Origin of the sequence: Saccharothrix obliqua (assembly GCF_019375475.1) — a bacterium.
Classification (GTDB): Bacteria; Actinomycetota; Actinomycetes; order Mycobacteriales; family Pseudonocardiaceae; genus Actinosynnema; species Actinosynnema obliqua.
In genome coordinates, this window is the sequence record NZ_JAHXGQ010000002.1 from 143,649 (window position 1) to 161,892 (window position 18,244).

At 71.6% G+C, this 18,244-nt stretch carries 14 protein-coding genes; 7 read left to right on the forward strand and 7 right to left on the reverse strand.

The features are described 5' to 3' along the window. Position 1: 1 nt before the first annotated feature. The gene (locus tag KZQ38_RS06735; RefSeq protein ID WP_219439680.1) at positions 2-400 is read right to left on the reverse strand and encodes a TOBE domain-containing protein; all 399 of its coding nucleotides are present in this window, start codon (positions 398-400) and stop codon (positions 2-4) included. A 212-nt stretch (positions 401-612) separates the two neighbouring features. Here KZQ38_RS06735 and KZQ38_RS06740 point away from each other — a divergent pair, with 212 nt between their 5' ends. Together KZQ38_RS06740 and KZQ38_RS06745 are read left to right on the forward strand one after the other, a co-directional pair. Continuing rightward, entirely contained in the window at positions 613-2,937 is a 2,325-nt protein-coding gene (locus KZQ38_RS06740; protein WP_308258277.1) for an immune inhibitor A domain-containing protein, read from the forward strand. Between the two features lie 116 nt (positions 2,938-3,053). Then, positions 3,054-3,620, forward strand: a complete 567-nt coding sequence (locus KZQ38_RS06745) for a hypothetical protein (RefSeq protein WP_219439685.1) — start codon at positions 3,054-3,056, stop codon at positions 3,618-3,620. 771 nt (positions 3,621-4,391) lie between these two features. Here the strand turns inward: KZQ38_RS06745 and KZQ38_RS06750 are convergent. Then, complete coding sequence (locus tag KZQ38_RS06750) at positions 4,392-4,550, reverse strand: hypothetical protein (RefSeq protein ID WP_219439687.1); 159 nt, start codon at positions 4,548-4,550, stop codon at positions 4,392-4,394. A gap of 110 nt (positions 4,551-4,660) precedes the next feature. Here KZQ38_RS06750 and KZQ38_RS06755 point away from each other — a divergent pair, with 110 nt between their 5' ends. Continuing rightward, positions 4,661-5,389 carry a GntR family transcriptional regulator gene (locus KZQ38_RS06755; protein WP_219439689.1) on the forward strand — a complete coding sequence of 243 codons (729 nt, stop codon included), beginning with the start codon at positions 4,661-4,663 and terminating at the stop codon, positions 5,387-5,389. 4 nt (positions 5,390-5,393) lie between these two features. Here KZQ38_RS06755 and KZQ38_RS06760 read toward each other — a convergent pair whose 3' ends face one another. Further along, positions 5,394-6,416, reverse strand: coding sequence for a GDSL-type esterase/lipase family protein (locus tag KZQ38_RS06760; protein WP_219439691.1), 1,023 nt, complete (start codon positions 6,414-6,416; stop codon positions 5,394-5,396). An 88-nt stretch (positions 6,417-6,504) separates the two neighbouring features. Next, positions 6,505-7,062 (reverse strand): ArsR/SmtB family transcription factor, encoded by a 558-nt coding sequence (locus KZQ38_RS06765; protein WP_308258278.1) that lies wholly within the window; start codon positions 7,060-7,062, stop codon positions 6,505-6,507. 98 nt (positions 7,063-7,160) lie between these two features. Here KZQ38_RS06765 and KZQ38_RS06770 point away from each other — a divergent pair, with 98 nt between their 5' ends. The 3 genes from KZQ38_RS06770 (at position 7,161) to KZQ38_RS06780 (ending at position 12,087) form a co-directional block, all read left to right on the forward strand. Next, the gene (locus KZQ38_RS06770; protein WP_219439694.1) at positions 7,161-8,507 is read left to right on the forward strand and encodes a M20/M25/M40 family metallo-hydrolase; all 1,347 of its coding nucleotides are present in this window, start codon (positions 7,161-7,163) and stop codon (positions 8,505-8,507) included. Further along, positions 8,504-10,285: a S9 family peptidase gene (locus tag KZQ38_RS06775; RefSeq protein WP_219439696.1), complete on the forward strand. Its 1,782-nt coding sequence runs from the start codon at positions 8,504-8,506 to the stop codon at positions 10,283-10,285. The genes KZQ38_RS06770 and KZQ38_RS06775 overlap by 4 nt, the downstream gene beginning before the upstream one ends. A gap of 185 nt (positions 10,286-10,470) precedes the next feature. Continuing rightward, a complete protein-coding gene (locus tag KZQ38_RS06780; protein WP_308258279.1) occupies positions 10,471-12,087 on the forward strand; it encodes a peroxidase family protein in 1,617 nt (538 codons plus the stop codon). 42 nt (positions 12,088-12,129) lie between these two features. Here KZQ38_RS06780 and KZQ38_RS06785 read toward each other — a convergent pair whose 3' ends face one another. After that, the gene (locus KZQ38_RS06785) at positions 12,130-14,073 is read right to left on the reverse strand and encodes an MDR family MFS transporter (protein WP_219440368.1); all 1,944 of its coding nucleotides are present in this window, start codon (positions 14,071-14,073) and stop codon (positions 12,130-12,132) included. 578 nt (positions 14,074-14,651) lie between these two features. Between KZQ38_RS06785 and KZQ38_RS06790 the strand changes: the two genes are divergently transcribed. Next, a complete protein-coding gene (locus KZQ38_RS06790) occupies positions 14,652-15,371 on the forward strand; it encodes an MgtC/SapB family protein (protein WP_219439700.1) in 720 nt (239 codons plus the stop codon). Positions 15,372-16,189: 818 nt separating this feature from the next. Here KZQ38_RS06790 and KZQ38_RS06795 read toward each other — a convergent pair. Both KZQ38_RS06795 and KZQ38_RS06800 read right to left on the reverse strand, forming a co-directional pair. Continuing rightward, positions 16,190-17,455, reverse strand: a complete 1,266-nt coding sequence (locus KZQ38_RS06795) for a sensor histidine kinase (RefSeq protein WP_219439702.1) — start codon at positions 17,453-17,455, stop codon at positions 16,190-16,192. Then, the gene (locus KZQ38_RS06800) at positions 17,455-18,138 is read right to left on the reverse strand and encodes a response regulator transcription factor (RefSeq protein WP_219439704.1); all 684 of its coding nucleotides are present in this window, start codon (positions 18,136-18,138) and stop codon (positions 17,455-17,457) included. Before KZQ38_RS06800 ends, KZQ38_RS06795 begins: the two co-directional genes overlap by 1 nt. Between the last annotated feature and the right edge of the window lie 106 nt (positions 18,139-18,244).

Here is an 18,244-nt window from a genome sequence, read left to right on the forward strand (position 1 = left end):
GTCACCCCTCCGGGATCTCGACGACGACGTGCGTGGACTTGATGGACGCGACGGCGACGCTGCCGACCTCCAGGCCCAGGTCCTCGGCGGCCTCGCGGCTCATCAGGGACACCACCCGGAACGGCCCGGCCTGCAACTCGACCTGCGCCATCACGCCGTCCTTCACGACCCGCGTGACGATGCCGCGCATCCGGTTGCGCGCGGAGGCGGCGACCGTGACGCCCGGTTCGGGCGTTTCGGCGAGCCGTTGGGCGAACTCGGCCAGTTCGCGCCCTTCGACGCCCTTGCGCCCGCTGTCCAGCCGCACGGACGGCAGCCGCCCCTGGTCGACCCACCGCCGGACGGTGTCGTCGCTGACGCCCAACAGCGAGGCGGCTTCACTGATCCGCAGATTCGGCACGAAGGCATCCTATCCGCCGCAAATGCGGAACGGCACGGGGCCGGTGCCGGTGGATGCCGCACGACGTGCCCGCCACCTGCCGCACCGCCCTGGGCCATTCCGCCCGCGACTTCCGGCTGTGCCGCGCGGACCGCCCCGGCACATACCGTCCCGAAGGTCATTCACCAATCAAGTGAGGGGGACATGTGCGAAGACTCCTAGCCGGGGCAGCCGTGTTCGCACTGGCGACCACGGGCATCACCACGATGTCCACGACCGCCACCGCGGCACCCGACACCACCGCCGAGTCCGTGCGGGCCCAGACCGACGAACTGCCGCACCCGCTGGAGGACAAGCGCCGGGCGTTGCGGCAGGAAGCGCTCTCGAAGGTCCTCACCGGCGAGGCCACCAAGGAGAAGCGCGGCTCCAGCACGGTCGTCAAGCTCGGCCGCAAGGAGAAGGCCGGGCAGAAGGCCAAGGTGGACCAGTACGTCGAGCTGGAGCGCGAGAAGGTCGACAAGATCTTCGTCGTGCTCGCCGAGTTCGGCGACGAGCGCCACCCGCAGTACCCCGACCAGGACACCGCGCCCGGCACCGCCGGACCGGTGCGGTTCGACGGCCCGCTGCACAACCAGATCCCGCAGCCCAACCGCGCGATCGACAACGGCACCATCTGGCAGCCCGACTTCAGCCGCCAATACTTCCGGGACCTCTACTTCTCGACCGCGCCCGGCGCGAACTCGGTGGCGAACTACTACGACAAGCAGTCCTCCGGCCGGTACACCGTCGACGGCACGGTGACCGACTGGGTCAAGGTCCGCTACAACGAGGCGCGTTACGGCCGGTCCAACGGCTACCCGTGTGCTTCGAACGTCTGCAACAACAGCTACGACCTGGTGCGTGACGCGCTCACCCAGTGGTTCGCGGACCAGCGGGCCGCGGGCCGCACCACCGAGCAGATCCGGACCGAACTCGCCGAGTTCGACCAGTGGGACCGGTACGACTTCGACGGCGACGGCGACTTCAACGAGCCGGACGGGTATCTCGACCACTTCCAGATCGTGCACGCGGGCGGCGACCAGGCCGACCGCGACCCGTGGCAGGGCGAGGACGCCATCTGGAGCCACCGGGGCTACGCGTTCAAGAACTACAACACCGGTCCGGGCACCAACAAGCTCGGCGGTGCGCAGATCGGTGACACGGGCCTGTGGGTCGGCGACTACACGATGCAGCCGGAGAACGGCGGCGTCAGCGTGTTCGCCCACGAGTACGGCCACGACCTCGGCCTGCCCGACCACTACGACGTCAGCGGCGGCGGCACGAACGGCGTCAACTGGTGGTCGATCATGGGCCAGAACCGGGTGGGCGACGTCGGCGAGGCGCCGGGCGTGCGTGCCAACGAGCTGTCCGCGTGGGACAAGCTCCAGCTCGGCTGGCTGGACTACGAGGTGGCAGTCGCGGGCCAGGAGCGGACGTTCGAGCTGGGACCGCACGAGTACAACACCGCGAAGGCCCAGGGCCTCGTGGTCGTGCTGCCCGACGTGTCCAAGACGTTCAACTACGGCGCGCCGTACGCGGGCAGCAAGATGTGGTGGAGCGACAAGGGCAACGACCTCGACAACACCATGACCCGCGTGGTCGACCTGACCGGCAAGTCGAGCGCCGAGCTGTCGCTCAAGGCCAGGTTCGACATCGAGGAGGACTTCGACTACCTCTACGTCGAGGCGCAGAGCCCGGACGGGAGTTGGGCGCAGCTCGACGGCACCGCGGACGGCAAGCCGTTCGTGCGCGACTCCGGTGACGCGCCCGCGATCAGCGGCTCGACCGGTGGTCGCTGGGTGGACGTCAAGGTCCCGCTGAACGCCTACGCGGGCCAGACGCCAAAGATCCGGTTCGCCTACCGCACGGACGGCGGCCTCGCGCTCCAGGGCTTCTTCGCGGACGCCGTCACGGTGACCGCGGACGGCGCGCCGGTGCTGGAGGACGGTGCGGAGACCGGCACGGGCTGGGCGCTCAAGGGCTTCCGCAGCACCGCCGGCACCGAGACCAAGTCGTTCGACCAGTTCTACATCGCGTCGAACCGCACCTACGAGTCCTACGGCAAGTACAACCGCACCGGTCCCTACCGGTACGGCTTCGCCGACAAGCCGAGGTGGGCGGAGCACTTCCCGTACCAGGACGGCCTGCTCATCTCGCTGTGGGACACCGCCTACCTGGACAACAACACCAGTGAACACCCCGGTGAGGGCCTGATCCTGCCGATCGACGCGAACCCCGCGCCGATCTACAACCTCCAGGGCCAGGCGTGGGCGCCGACCATCGCGGGTTACGACGCGCCGTTCGGCCTCCAGAAGTCGGACTCGTTCACCCTGACCGTCAACGGCCGGGCGTCGTACGTGCGCGGGCAGGCGGCGCAGCCGGTGTTCGACGACACGAAGAAGTTCTGGTACCCGGAAACGCCCACCACGGGTGTCAAGCTGCCCGCCGCCGGCGTCGGCCTGCGCGTGCTGTCGCAGTCCGGGACGTCGATGAAGGTCAAGCTCTACCGCACCAGGTGAGCCGGGCGTCCGGAGTCGGTTGGTTCGGGACCGATTGAGACGCCAGTAGCCCGTTCGGCGCCGGACGTGATCCATTCAGTGTCACGTCCGGCGTCCGTCCGGCGATGTAGACGGACATGGTGAGATCACGTGGCGCGGTGGCCGCGGTCGTCCTGGCCGCCGGTGTGTCCCTGGTGGGTTGCGCGCAGCAGGCGTCCCCGGCGACCACCCCCGACTCGGCCGCGCGGGCGACCGAGCCCCTGCGCATCAGCCTCTGCGACAACCCCGGCGAGCTGACGGCGTGGATGCGCGCCGACGGCCTGCCGGTGGACCAGGCGCGTTGCGCCGCCGAGCCCGGCGAGGGCCGGGCGCTGCGGGCGTTCGGCAAGTGGGCGTTCCCGGCGTCGCGCGTCGAGTCGATCGAGATCGCGGTGTTCCCGGACCGGGGCCCGGACGGCGGCAGCGCGTTCGACTCCCTGCGCGGCGCGTACCCGCCCCACGAGCAGGTGACCGTCGCGGGCTTCTACTCGAAGGTGGCCAACACGCGCGGCAGGACGCTGGTGCACCTGCCGGAGCTGGCCGAACCGCTGGACATCACCATCACCACGGTGCTGACCGGCGCGTCGGAGGCCGACTACGCGGCCGTCCGCGCCGGGCACCTGCGCGCGCTGGAACAACTCGTGCCGACCCTGGCCCGCCCCTGAGGCCGATAAACGATTTTCCGCCACCCGATCGGTGATTAGCACACCCTATACCACGTCCATTCCGCGGACCGCCGGTCGGGTGGGTGTGCGGCCCGTTCGGGCATTTTGCCTGCCCGAACGGGAATCGCCGCCCACGGGACCGGCGGCCTGGAATATCCGATCGCAGGTGGATTTTTGTTCTCGACCGGGTGAACTTGCTGACAGGCACGCCCCGAATCCGGTATAGGACCGCACCAAGTCCACACGAGTTGCGCAATATCACCCGTTCAGCCTCTTCCGGCCGCCGAGCGCCGACCAATACCGTCCTCTCCGGACCGTGGTCTTGGGGAAGCGCACGGGATGGGGGCGAGATATTCCCGTGGAGTCGCACGAAGGTCATCCACCCGCCATTCCGGTGCTCACCGGACCGCGTTACCGCGCCGTCGGCGGCGCGGCCGAAGCCACGTGTCAGGCGAGGTCCCCCAGTCCCGCCTGACGCGCACCAGGGGCCGGGGAGTCCGTCCACGGGACTCCCCGGTCCTGCCTTTCCGGCCGGTTCCCACGTGGCCGCCCGAGCGGTCCGCGGACCTGTCGGACGGTCCACGCGGGACTCGTTCGACTTCGCCGGCGACCACGACGTGCGTCACCACCGGCGGCACCGGGGAGCCGACCCTCCCGCGTGGACGGCACCGGGAGCGGAGCGATTTCGGCGCGGCGCCGTCCACGACCGCGTGGCGAACTCCCCGCAATCAACATCATTGAGCAGTGGTCCCCACTGCCGCGGCCATGGGGCTAGACGAGCGGCCGGGATTCCGCGCGCCCTCTCCGCCGGCGCGTGAACGAGTAGTCGGCGGCGCACCCGGCCAACAGGACGCCCGACATCAACACCAGTGCTTCTCCCCCGTGGACCGCGCACGCGCAGACCAGGATGGTCCAGAGCAGCAGCCTCATGACGCAAGGCTAGGGACGCTCGTCACACCCGTCTAAGGGATTTGACTATTGCTTAGGGTAGTTGCGGTCGACCACTTGTCCGGATAACTTGTCCGAACAAGGGGGTCGCCATGACCAAGGCGAGCGAGGTGGCCGAGGCGCTGAGGGCGCGCATCGCGAGCGGTGAACTCCGCCCGGCCGCGCCGCTGCCCAGCGAGGCTCGGATCGGCGCGGAGTACGCGGTGTCCCGCGGCACCGTGCGGGACGCGATCGCCCGGCTGCGGCAGGACGGGCTGGTCGCCTCGCACCGGGGCCGGGGCACGTTCGTGCGGCACGCGGGCGCCCGGCCGCGCCACACCCACGCCCGGCTCCTCGCCACCGACGACGACGGCGACTGGGTCGACGTCGCGACCCGCGGTTGGCACGCCGCGGAGACCGCCACCCGCGTCGGCGCGGCGGACGCGGAACTCGCCCTGGACCTGGGCGTCGAGGAGCACTCACCGGTCCACGTGCACGAACGGCTGCTGGTGGCGCCGGACGGCCGCCGCCAGGCGCGGCGCCTGCACCTGCCGGCGGCCACCGCGCTCGCCCACCCCGCGTTGACGCGGGAGCCGTTCGTGACGCCCGAGCGGCTCTACCGGGTGTTGCGCGCCGACGGGCAGGAGGTGCGGTGCACGGACCTCGTCCGGGTCCGCGTCCCGTCACCCGCCGACGCCGCCCTCGCGGTGCCGGACGGAGGTCTGGTGTTCGTCGTCCGCCGCGTGGTGCGCGGCGGCGACGGCCGCGCGCTGGCGCTGGAGGAGACCCGGCTGTCCGCCGAGGACACCCAGCTGCGGGTGGAGGTGGGGCGCGCCCGGTGACGCCTCAGGCGACGGCGTGCAGTTCGCCGTCCGGGCCCGCCAGGCACCGCGCGGTGTCCGCGCCGCCGCGCACGAACTCGGTCACGCACCGGCCGAGCTGCGCGTGCGCCTCCGCGTTGGGGTGGAACGACTGCTGTGCCAGGTGGATGCCGATCGCGTCGAGCCCGCCGTGCACCAGCGCGTACGGGTCGACGGTGAGCCGGCGCTGCCACTCGCCGGCGGGATTCCCGCCCTTGGCGCACGCCTCCCGGCCTTCGGTGGCGCGGGAGAAGTCGAGGAACTTCACGCCGGTGCGGGCCGCCACGCCGCGCAACGCCTCGGAGAGCTGCGGCACGGCGACCGTCCGCCCGTACTCGGCGTCGGGCAGCCGTACCGGGCACCCCTGCGGGCCGTGCAGCAGCTTGTCCATCTTCTCCGTCACCGGGGACGCGTAGGAGGTGAGGACGAGCGAGTACGAGGCGGGCGCGTAACCGGCCTGGCCCATCGCCGAGCGCACGTCCCGCAACGCCGTCTCGACCTTGGGCGCCATGGCGGCGAGCCGCGCGGGCCACTCGGTGGCGAGCTTCGACCGGCAGGCCGGGCCGAACGGGTTCACCCACGCCGCCACGCAGTCCACCACGGTGTCGGCGAAGCGCGGGTCGTCGTTCGCGCCGACCTGCACGAGCACCGTCGTCACCCGGTACCGCCGCGCCACGTCGACGAGCCGTTTCGCCTGCGATCCCTCGGTGTAGTGCGTGGTGTCGGCCAACGACACGTTCGCCGAGTCCGCACCGGAGCAGGCGAGGTTCACGGTGTGCTCGGCGAGCCGCGTCTGGTGGATCATCGACCGCGTGGACCGGTGGCACCAGTTGCCGTTCTCGCCCTCGGTGCCCGGTTCGTAGGACCCGGCGCCCTCACCGGACATGGCGCTGTCACCGAGCGACACGACCGCCGTCGGTCGCGTGTCCACCGCACCGGCCGACACCGGCAACGCCACCAGGGACGCGCCCACCAACGCCACCGCGCCCAGAACCCGGCTCCACGCCACCGCGAACCCCCAGCCGTCCGTGGCGCCCGGAGTTGGACGCGAACTCACCGTAAGGGCGGCGTCACACAGCGACAATGCGCCGTTCCGGCTATCCGCGGGTCCTCACGGGAGCGTGATCGGCATCGGCGGGTACGGGGCGGGCCGCCAGCGACCACAGGTAGCTCAACGCCTCGCCGTCCGGGTCCTCGCGTGCCCGGAACTCGTTGACCAGCTCCGCGAGCCGCGCCTTCAGCTCGGCCTGCGCCGCGGGGCCCAGCCGCAACACGCCGCGTGACGCGTCACGCCCGGCGTCCGGACCGGCCTCCAGGATCTCGGCGCGGTGCGCGGCGAGCATGGCCAGGTCCACCTGCCGCACCAGGCCCGCGCCCTCGACGTCGACCAGCCCGAGCCGCCACGTGCGGCCGGTCGCGCGGTACGGGCGTTCCAGCGCGCCCTTCGGACCCGTGCGAACCGGTTCGGCGGCCAGGAAGTCCGTCTTCACCAACGCGCGCACGTGCCGGAGCATGGTCGCGGGTGCCACGCCGAGCCGTTCGGCGAGTTCCTGGTTGGTCCACGCGCGGTCGAAGCACAACCGCAGGACGCGCCAGCGCAGCGGGTGCGCGAGCGCCTTCAGCTCGTCCACCGTGGCGGTGCGTTCCTCGGACACGGGCATGAGGTTAACCGACGTGGCGCTTGCCGAGCAGCCGCGTGATTTGGTTCACTGAAATTGATTGCATGAAGTGAAATCACCACTGGGGAGCGGCGATGGACTTGGCGGTGCGGGTCGGCGACTGGGTGCGGGACCGGGAGCCGGAACTGCTGGCGGAACTCGCGGCGTGGATCGCTCAGCCGAGCGTGAGCCGCACCGGGGAGGGCATGGCCGAAGCCGCGGCACACGGCCTGGAGCTGCTGCGCCGCAGCGGGTTGACGGCGCGGGCCGTGGAGACGGGCGGCTGGCCGGCGTTGGTCGGCACCGCGCCCGGCCCGGAGGGCGCGCCGCACGTGCTGATCTACGGGCACTACGACGTGCAACCGGCCGGACCGCTGCACGAGTGGGAGACGCCGCCGTTCGAGGCCCACTTCCGCGACGGCCGCGTCTACGGCCGCGGCACCGGCGACAACAAGGGGCAGCACCTCGCCCAACTGCTCGGCCTGCGCGCGGTGCGCGAGCTGACCGGCGGCCTGCCGTGCCGCGTCACCGTGCTGCTCGACGGCGAGGAGGAGATCGGCAGCCCCAACCTGGCGAAGGCGCTGCGGCAGCTCGACAAGCCGGACCTGGTGGTGTGGAGCGACGGGCCCGTGCACGAGTCCGGCCGGGCGTCGGTCGTGCTCGGCGTGCGTGGCATCGCGACGTTCGAGCTGCGCGTCAACGGCGCGTCCGGCGTGCTGCACTCCGGCAACTGGGGCGGTGTCGCGCCCAACCCCGCGTGGCGGCTGGTGCAGGTGCTGGCCGGGATGCGGGACGCGCGGGGCAACGTGCTGGTGGAGGGTTTCGCCGACGACGTCGTGCCGCTCAGCCCCGGCGAGCGGGCGGCGCTGGCCGACCTGCCGGTCGACGTGCCGCAGGTGCTCGCGGGCATCGGCGTGGCCGGGATGGAGCCACCCAACGGGCTCGGGTTCTACGAGCGGCTCACCGGGCCCACGTTCACGATCAACTCGTTGACCTGCGAGGACGGCGGCGAGCACCGCACGGTCATCCCGAACGTCGCGGTCGCCAAGTGCGACATGCGGCTGGTCGGCGGGCAACGCGCGGACCGGGTCTTCGCGGCGCTGCGCGCGCACCTGGACCGGCACGCGCCGGACGTCGAGCTGGTGCCCGGCGGCGCCATGGACCCGTCGCGCACGCTGCCCGAGAGCCCGTGGACGCAGGCCGTGCTGCGTGGTGCGGAGGCCGGGCTGGGCGAGCCGCCGCTGCTGCTGCCCGCGCTCGGCGGCAGCCTGCCCATCGCGCCGTTCACCGATGAGCTGGGCGTGCCGTGCTACGGCGTACCGTTCGCGAACGTCGACGAGCGCAACCACGCGCCCAACGAGAACCTCGTGCTGGACTGGTTCCGGCGGGGCATCGTGGCGTCGGCGACCGTGCAGCGGGAGATCGCGGCGGCCAGCCGGTGAGCCTGACCGATTTCGCCTGGTTGACCGGCGCGGACCCCGGTCCGGACGGTCGGGTCGTGTGGCTCGCCGACGAGACCGGCCGACCGCAGCCCCACGTCGACGGCAGGCTCGTGCCGGTGCCCGGCTCGGTGCGGCGTTGCGTGTGGCGGCCGGACGGCGCGCGGTTGCTCGCGCTGGTCGACCCGGACGGCGCCGAGAACCACCGGCTGGCCGAGGTGGACCCGGAGACCGGCGTGGTGGAGTGGGTGGTCGCCGAGGACGGCGTGCGTTGCGAGATCGGCGTGCCGTACAGCAGCTCGCCCAACCCGTACAGCGCGGACAGCAGGTTGCTGGCGTACGCGTCCAACGCACGCGACCCCGAGGTGTTCGACGTCCTGGTGCGGGAGAAGGGCGCGTCCCGGATCGTGCTGCGTGGCGACGACCGGTACCTGCCGATGGGCTTCTCCCCCGACTCCCGCCTGCTGCTGGTGCTCAAGCTGCACCAGAACAGCGACCACGAGCTGTACCTGGTGGACGTCACGACGGGCGCGGTGCGGCAGTGGACCGACCACGCCGGTCCGGCGAAGTACGAGCCGGTGGCGTGGCTGCCCGACTCGTCCGGCGTCTACCTGTGCACCACGCGGGGCCGCGACCACGTCGGGCTGGCCGTGCTGACCCTGGACGGCGCCCTGACGTGGCTGGACACCCCGGACACCGACGTCGAGGGCGGCGCGTTGTCCGCCGACGGCACGCGGATCGCGTGGAGCCGCAACGAGCACGGCTGGAGCCGGTTGTTCTGGTCCGATGTGGACGACTTCGCACCGCGCCCGGTGACCGGCCTGCCCGAGGGGCACTCGGTCAGCGAGTACGGCCTCGACGGGCACGCGCCGCGCTTCACCGCCGACGGGCGGCTGCTGCTCCTGCTCGCGCGGGCCGACGCGGCGACCGAGCTGTACCTCGCGGACCTGCCCGCCAGCACGGCCGAGCGCCGCACGGACTTCGGCGCGGACCTGCCCGCCGGTCTCGTCGCGCCCACCGTGGTGCACGCGACCAGCGCCGACGGCACACGCGTCCCGTGCCTGCTGTACCGGCCGCCGGGTGCGAGCGCCGACGCGCCCGTGCCCGTGGTGATGACCGTCCACGGCGGACCGGAGACCTACGCGGTGCCGGAGTACGACCCGGTGGTGCAGTCGTTGCTGGCCGCCGGTATCGGCGTGATCGCGCCCAACTTCCGCGGTTCCTCCGGGTACGGCCTGCGTTACCAGCGGATCCTGTACCGCGACTGGGGCGGTGTGGATCTGGCCGACTACGCGGCCACCGCCGAGCTGCTGGCGGAGGTCGAGTGGGCCGACGAGGCGCGGCTCGGCGTGCACGGTGCGTCGTACGGCGGGTTCGCGGCGTTGTCCTGCGTGTCCCGCCTGCCCCACCTGTGGCGGGCGGCGGTCAGCGAGTGCGGCACGTCGGACCTGGTCAGCGACATCGAGAACGCGCCGCCGACGTGGCGGAAGCGGACCTCGGAGTGGATCGGCGACCCCGACGACCCGGTCGACCGCGCCCGGCTGGACGAGCGCAGCCCGCTGCTCAACGCACACCGCGTGCAAGCGCCCGTGTTGTTCCTGCACGGCGAGAACGACACCCGCGTGAACCCGGAGGAGTCCGAGCGGATGTACCGCGCGCTGCGCGACCTGGGCAAGCCGGCACGGCTGGAGCTGCACCCCGGCGTCGGGCACGAGGTGAACCGCGTGGGGCTCGCGGAGACCGTCGCGCTGATCACCGCGTGGTTCGTCGACAACCTGTGACGCGGGGCGGTTTCCGCTTGGCGCGGAATGGTGTGATGTGCGCCCGTTCCCCGTATCCACCCATCGGCGGGCCTCCCCCTGTGAGGTGACGGCGGACGCGCAGGGGGCGCGCCCGCCGGTCCGGCTCGACCGGACGAAACGGGGGAAAACGCATGAAGCACCACGGGAGTGAAACCTTTTTCGTAGTGGGCGAGGGGGTGCTGGAGTTCGACGGGAACGGGGATCCCGCGGCGCGGCAGCCCCTCGCGGTGGAGGAGCTTCGCCGGTTCCGGTTCTCGCGACTCGGCCCGGAGGGGCCGCGGGTGCCCGAGGACACCCGGATCGCGCTCGCGACGGCGATGTCGGCCGACGTGCCGCAGCCGGACTCGGCGGAGCCCGCCGTGCCGGCCGGGTACACCTACCTCGGCCAGTTCGTTGACCACGACCTGACCATGGACCGCACGGAGACCCAGCTCGGCGGTGACGTCAACCTGGACGACCTGGTGCAGGGCCGGTCGCCGGCGCTGGACCTGGACTCGGTGTACGGCCGCGGTCCGCTCGACCCGGTGGACCGCGCCTGCTACGCCGAGGACGGCGTGAAGCTGAAGGTGGGCAAGACGTCGGCCACGCGGTTCCCCGACGAGCGCGTCAACGTCGAACTGGAGGGGTTCGACCTGCCGCGCGCGGGTTCCGGCGCCACCGGCGCGGACCGCCGCCGACCGCTGATCCCGGACGCCCGCAACGACGAGAACCTGGTGGTCGCGCAGACCCACCTGGCGTTCATCCGGTTCCACAACCGAGTGGTGGAGGAGCTGGCGCTGACCGGGCTCACCGGGCAGCGGCTGTTCCGCGCGGCGCGGGCGCAGGTCGTGCGCCACTACCAGTGGATGCTGCGTCACGACCACCTGCCGCGCATCGTCGACCCGGCGGTCGTGGACGACGTGTTCACCAACGGCAGGCGCTTCTTCGAGGCGCCGGGGCGCGGCTACGCGGGCGCGTCCCAGCCCGCCACCATGCCGCTGGAGTTCTCGGTGGCGGCGTACCGGCTCGGCCACAGCATGATCCGCGACGCCTACGAGTGGAACCGCGTGTTCCGCGCGGCCGGGCCGGGTGGCGCCGCCACCCTGCTGCTGCTGTTCACGTTCAGCGGCACCAGCGGCAACTTCCAGCCCGGCACCGACCTGGACGACCCGAACGTGCGGGGCGTGGACACGCTGCCCACCAACTGGATCGCGGACTTCCGCCGGCTGTACGACTTCACCGAGGCCGGGCGGCCCGACCTCGCGCCCGGCGCGGGCGGCGGCAACGTCACCAAGCTGATCGACACGCTGCTGGTGAACCCGCTGACGAACCTGCCGGCGGGCACGTTCGACGGGCGCGGCAAGGTCGTCACGCCGATCCAGCGCAACCTGGCGTTCCGCAACCTCACCCGGGCCGACATGGTGAAGCTGGCCAGCGGTCAGCAGATGGCGGCCCTGTTCGGCGTCGAGCCGCTGACCGCGGACCAGGTCCTCCGCGGCAACGGCGGCGTCGTGCTGGACGCGTTGACGGAGGAGCAGCGGAGGACGGTCGTGGAGACCACCCCGCTGTGGTTCTACATCCTCCGGGAGGCGGAGTTCGCCAAGGGCCTCCTGGGTCCGGTGGGTGGCCGGATCGTGGCCGAGGTGTTCCACCGGTCGATGGAGGTGTCGCGGCACTCGATCGTGCGGGAACCGTCGTGGCGGCCGGTGTTCGGGCCGGACGCGCAAACGTTCCGGATGACCGACCTGCTGCTGTTCGCGTTCGAGGGCAAGGCCGACCTGCTCAACCCGCTGGGCGACTGACCGCCCCCGGCCGCGCACCGGGGCCCGGTGCGCGGCCGGCGGTCACACCGGGGTCGGCCTGCGCTCGGCCAGGGCGCGGCCGGTCGTGGCCAGCTCCGCCGCCACCCGGTCCACCGACTCGAGGAACTCCGGCGAGTCGCACCGCCAGTCGACCAGCCGTGAGCGCAGCCAGTCCCGCCACGCCCCCACCAGGCGCGTGAACACCTCGCCGCCCTGCTCGGTGAACCGGTAGCGGTCGGCGTGCGCGGTCACCAGGCCCTTCACCATGAGCTGACGTGCCACGGGCTCGAACACGCCCGCGGGCACACGGGTCTCCTCCGCGAGGCGTTCCAGGTCGGCGTCGCCGTGTTGAGCGCTCTGCCGGAACACCTTCACCAGCAGCCACGCCTGGGCGTGCGAGAGGGGCAGGCCGGAGGCGGCGAGCACTTCCGGCGTGGGGTCGCGCCGTTCCCGGGAGACGATCAACGCGAGCAGCTTCTCCAGCTCTTCGCTGGACGTCGCGGACGGTGGCGCGGCGAAGCTCTCCCCCACGCCGTGGTTGCCGCCGGCGGCCGTGCGCGCCGTGTCCCGCAACGGCACCTCACGCAGGAACAAGGCGACGATGAACGCCACGGCCGCGACGGGCGCCGCCGACAGGAACACGGTCTGGAGGGTTTCGGCGTACGCGGCGAGGATCGGGGCCTTCAGCTGATCCGGCAACGCGTGCAACGCCTGCACGTTCGACGCCGCCCGCGGGTCGACACCGGGTGGGATGGCGGCGGCCAGCTTCTCCGGCAGGTTGCCCGAGTAGATGGTGCCGAAGATCGCCACGCCGAACGAGCTGCCCAGGGTGCGCACGAAGCTCACGCCGGACGTTGCCACCCCGAGGTCTTCGTAGCTGCTCGTGCTCTGCACGACGACGATGGGCACGGGCATGCACATGCCCACACCGAGCCCCAACACCAGCATGTACATCGACGCCTGCCAGAACACCGTGTCCACGTCCAGCAGGGACAACAGCAGCAGACCGCCCACCATCAGGAGGCTGCCCACGATCGGGAACACCCGGTAGCGGCCCGTTTTGCTGATCACGTTGCCGGTCACGACGGACGCCACCAGCAGACCGATCACCAGGGGCAGCATCTCCAGCCCGGATTGGGTGGCGGACGCGCCGTGCACGTACTGGAGGTAGGTGGGCAGGAACGTGACACCGCCCAGCATGGCGAAGCCGACCACGAAGCTGAGCACGCTGCACACCGTGAACACGGGGCTGCGGAACAGGCGCATCGGCAGCATCGGCTCGGCGGCGCGCAACTCGACGCGCACGAACAACGCCAACGCCACCAACGACCCGGCCGCCATCCACAGGATGGTCGGCGAGGTCCACCCGTACTCCACGCCGCCCCAGCTCGTGACCAGCGTCAGGCCCGTCGCCGCGAGCCCGATCAGCAGGATGCCGAGGTAGTCGATCTTCGGTTTGCGGTCCGTGCGCACGCCGGGCAGCGTCAGCGCGCCCACCACCAGCACCAGCACGCCGAGCGGGAGGTTCACGTAGAACGCCCACCGCCAGCTGAGGTGATCCACGAACAGGCCGCCGAGCAGCGGCCCGACCACCGTGGAGACGCCGAACAACGCTCCGATCAGCCCCTGGTAGCGGCCTCGTTCGGAGAGCGGCACGACGTCCGCGATGACCGCGCTGGACGTCACCATCAACCCGCCCGCGCCCAGGCCCTGGATCGCGCGGGCCACGATCAGCCAGCTCATCGAGTCGGCCCAACCGCACAGGAACGAGCCGACCATGAACAGGGCGACGCTGGCGAGGAACGCGGGCTTGCGCCCGTACAGGTCGCCGAACTTGCCGATCAGGGCGGTCATGATCGTCTCGGCCAACAGGTAAGCCGTGACCACCCAGGAGAGATGCCCCGCGCCGCCGAGGTCGCTCACGATGGTCGGCAGGGCGGTGGCCACGATCGTCTGATCCAGCGCCGCCAGCAACATCCCGAGCATGATCACGGCGACAACGGCGTTGCGCGCCCCCCGCCCCACTTCCACCCGCTCCACGGCGAACCTCCCGTGTGGACCACGTGGACCATAGGTCGCCCGCCGACGATCCGCCCGCCCAGCAGCCGGCACTCGCCCCCGGTCCTGCTCCGCTGCCGGCCCTCCGCACCCCCTCATCCTCACCCGCGCCCCCTCACCCGCATCCCCTCACCGCACCCTTCACCGCGCCCCCTCACCGCGCCCTTCACCGCACTCCCTTGCCGCGGCCCCGCGCCTCCGGCACGCCGCCCGGACCTCGCCGAGCGCCAACCCGATTCCCTCCCTCCCCCACGAACTCCACCCAGCGCTCACTCACGTTCCCGGCTACCCTGTCGAGCGGTTTCAGCGGACCTCCCCGCGGGAAGGGGTGGGCGGCGCATGTCGAGCGGCGGAAGTGCGGTCGTCGGCGCGTTCACCCCTTCCGGTGGAGCCGCGGCACACACCCCCTCTTGAGCCCGCGCACTCCCCCGGCTCCGTCCGCCACCCGGCGACGGCGCCGGTCGCGCTGAACAATCCGGTTCGGACGCACCGGGAGGTGAACGCGGGTGACCACCGTGGACATGCTGCTGCGGATCGGCTCGGGACTCGGGTTGGGCGCGCTGATCGGGTTCGAGCGGCAGTACCGGGCGCGGATGGCCGGGCTGCGGACGAACGCGTTGGTCGCCGTCGGCGCGACGTTGTTCGTGCTGTTGTCGGCACACGGCTTCGGCGACGCCCCCGGCACCGCCGACCCGACCCGGGTGGCGGCGCAGGTCGTGTCGGGGATCGGGTTCCTGGGCGCGGGCGTGATCCTGCGGGACGGCTTGAACGTGCGCGGCCTCAACACCGCGGCCACGCTGTGGTGCTCGGCGGCGGTCGGTTCGTTGGCGGGGGCGGGGTTGCACCTGGTGGCTGCGGTCGGCACGGTCGCCGTGGTCGCGGTGAACGTGGCACTGCGCTCGTTGGGACGCGCGGTCGACCGCCGGCCGGACAGCGGTGACGAGGCGCCGACGAACTACACGTTCCTCGCCACCACCAGGGACGACGCGGAGGCGCACGTACGCGCGTTGCTGGTGCAGTCGCTGACACGAACGGATTTCCGGTTGCTGTCGATCTCTTCCAGCAACAGCGACGGCGGCTTCGTGGAGGTACGGGCCGAACTGGTCGGCGACCAGCGCGACGACCGCCAGATGGAGTCCGCGGTCTCCCGCCTGAGCCTGGAACCAGCCGTGACCAGCGTCCGCTGGCAGGCCGACCCACCACCCGCGGAAGAGAAAGAGGAGTAGCCTTCACAATAGCCGCGGCCCTAAATTTCGCTTAGGCCGCCACTAAGTCCCGGACAACCGGCGATCCAGCACCCAACGCCTGCCTTACGGTGTGGTCAGGGGTGTTCGCGATGACCGCAACGTTGCGGAACCGTCCCACTGCAGCACCACAACCACCGGGGCTGTTGGCGATGTGCGACCCCAACCCCATCGCCACCCACACCCACTGACCCCTCCCACCACCCCACCAACAGCCCCGCTCCAGTTCCTCCCACCGAGCCCCACCAACCAACCCGGTATCTTTCAGGAAGCCTGCCTGATAGTTCCCGCGACCCGAAACTATCAGGGAGCCTCCCTGATAGTTTCCAGCGCCCGAAACTTTCAGGGAGCCTGCCTGAAAGCTCCCCGGGGCCGTATCTTTCAGGGAGCCTGCCTGAAAGTTCTGCGGCCCGAAACTATCAGGCAGGCTCCCTGAAAGTTTCCGCGTCGACCGAGCAGCGAGGTCACCCCTCGGCGTAGCCGAGCCGGAGGCAGGCGCGGGAGGCACCTGGCCGGTCAGGAACGAGCCGCCCGACGAGAGTCGGACAGGGTGCCGGACCAGGCGGGGCGGATGGCTTGGTCGAGCGGAACCGGGCGATCGCCTGGTGGAACTGTGCCGGTGGAGTGTGCGCCGGTGGAGTTGCGCCGGTGGAGCTGTGCCGGCGGATTGGCGGCTGGGGTGCCGATGGGTCGCGGAATCCGACTGTAGGCGAGTCGAGGTGGGCGACGGGCGAGCGGGGAGCCGGGTGAAGGAGGGCGCGCGTGAGGGTGACGGCGGGATGGGGAGGGCAGGGCGGGAGTTAGGAGTGGCCTTGCCATAGGCGCCAGGCGCGGGGGCTTGTGGGTTCGTGCGGGGTGTTGGCTTCGCCCAGGCGTAGTCTGATCCGCGCTCCGCCCAACCGGCCGCGTTCCAGGTGGATCGTGCCGTTCGTGGCTTCTGCCGCGGCTCTTGCTATGTCCAGGCCCAGGCCCGTGGAGCCGCCGGTGGAGGCGCCTCTGTGCAGGGCCCGTTCCGGGTTCGCTATGCCCGGCCCGCCGTCTTCCACCACCAGCGTTATCCAGCCTGCGTGTTTCACCACCGCCACGCTCAACGGCGTCCGCGCGGGTGTGTGGTGGAAAACGTTTTCCAGCAACGCGTCCACCACCGCGCCCAAGGCGTCCGCCGTCAGGCTCACGCAGGTCGACTCGTACGGCACGTCCACCTCACAGGCCCGCCCCTGGTCCGCCGCGTGCGCCGCCCAGAAGGCCATCCGCCCCGTCACCACTTCGGCCACGTCGCAACCGCCCTCCGCGACCACCGCGGGCACCGGGCGCAGTGACTCGATGATCCGGTCGACGTCCCGCCCCATGACGCTGACCGCCCGCCGGATGCGCTCCGCCACCGGGCCGCCGCCGATGGCGTCCGCGTCGAGCCTCAGCGCTGTCAACGGCGTGCGCAAGCGGTGGGACACGTCCGCGATCATCTCCCTTTCCTTGGCCAGCAACCGTTCCGTCCGGTCGGCCGCGGCGTTGATGGCGGTTGCCAGGGCTACCAGTTCGGGTGGCCCGGTGGCGTGTATCCGCTTGTCCAAACCCTGGTGGGCGACGTCGGAGGCCGTTGTCGCCAGCACGCGCAGTGCCTGGAGCATCGGGGACGTCAGGCGTCGGCCCAGGGCGATCGACGCCCACGTCGCCGTGGCGACGGCCAGGAGCAGCAGGCACAGGCTCAGCCACAAGCCGGGGGTTGCTCGCGGGGCCGGCGTCAGGGTGATCAGCGCCGAAGACGAGTCCACTGTGGACACGGCGAAACCATCCGCGGCATTGCTCATGCCGATCTTCTCGCCGGACGGCAGGCGCACGGCCAGCCTGCCCTCCGCACCGGCGCGGGTTCGGGCCACCGCGCCGCGCACCGCGTCCGGGTCGGTGGTCACCGCGAGCACCGCCGCCACGGTGATCGCGTCGTGCCGGTCCGCCGCCTCGGCGTGCTCCGCCGCCATCGCGACCAGCAGGCATCCCGCGACACCCGCGACCAGCACGCCCACCAACACCGACGACCACGCCAACGCCCGCGTGAGCAACCCTCTCATTACGGCGACACCAGCTTGAACCCGACGCCGCGCACGGTGTGCAGGTAACGGGGTTTCGCCGCGGTCTCGCCCAGCTTGCTGCGCAGCCACGACACGTGGACGTCTATGGTCTTGTCGTCGCCCAGATACGGCTGACCCCACACGGCTTGGAAAAGCTCCCGCCGCGGGATCACCCGGTTCGGCCGCCGCGCCAGGTAGGCCAGCAGGTCGAACTCCCGCCTGCTCAACGCCACCATCCTCCCCGCGCGCAACACCTGCCGCTGCGCCAGGTCGACCCGCAGGTCGCCGACCACCAGCAGGTCCCGGTCCAGGCGCGGCACGCCCGCGGTCCGCCGCAGCAACGCGTTGATCCGCGCGGCCAGGTGTTCGGCGGAGAAGGGCTTGACTATGTAGTCGTCGGCACCCGCGTTCAGCGACCGCACCACGGAACTCTCCCCGTCGCGGGCGGTCGCGATGATGACCGGCACGTCGCTCACGCCACGCAGCATCCGCAGCGCCGCCACGCCGTCCAGGTCGGGCAGGCCCAGGTCCAGGATGACCAGGTCGGGTTCCCGCGTGCCCGCCTCCCGCAGCGCGGCGACCGCCGTGCCGACCGCGCGCACCTCGTGCCCGAGGTCGGTCAGCGCGTGCACCAGCGCCGCCTGGACCACCGGGTCGTCCTCGACCAGCAGCACCTTGGACATGCCAGGAGGGTATGCCTTCGGCGGCCCGCACCGGGGGATGGTCGCCGAGCCGGCCCACCTTAGCGAAACCGTGCCTGGCTCTTAACGGTGCCTTAGGGAACCGCCC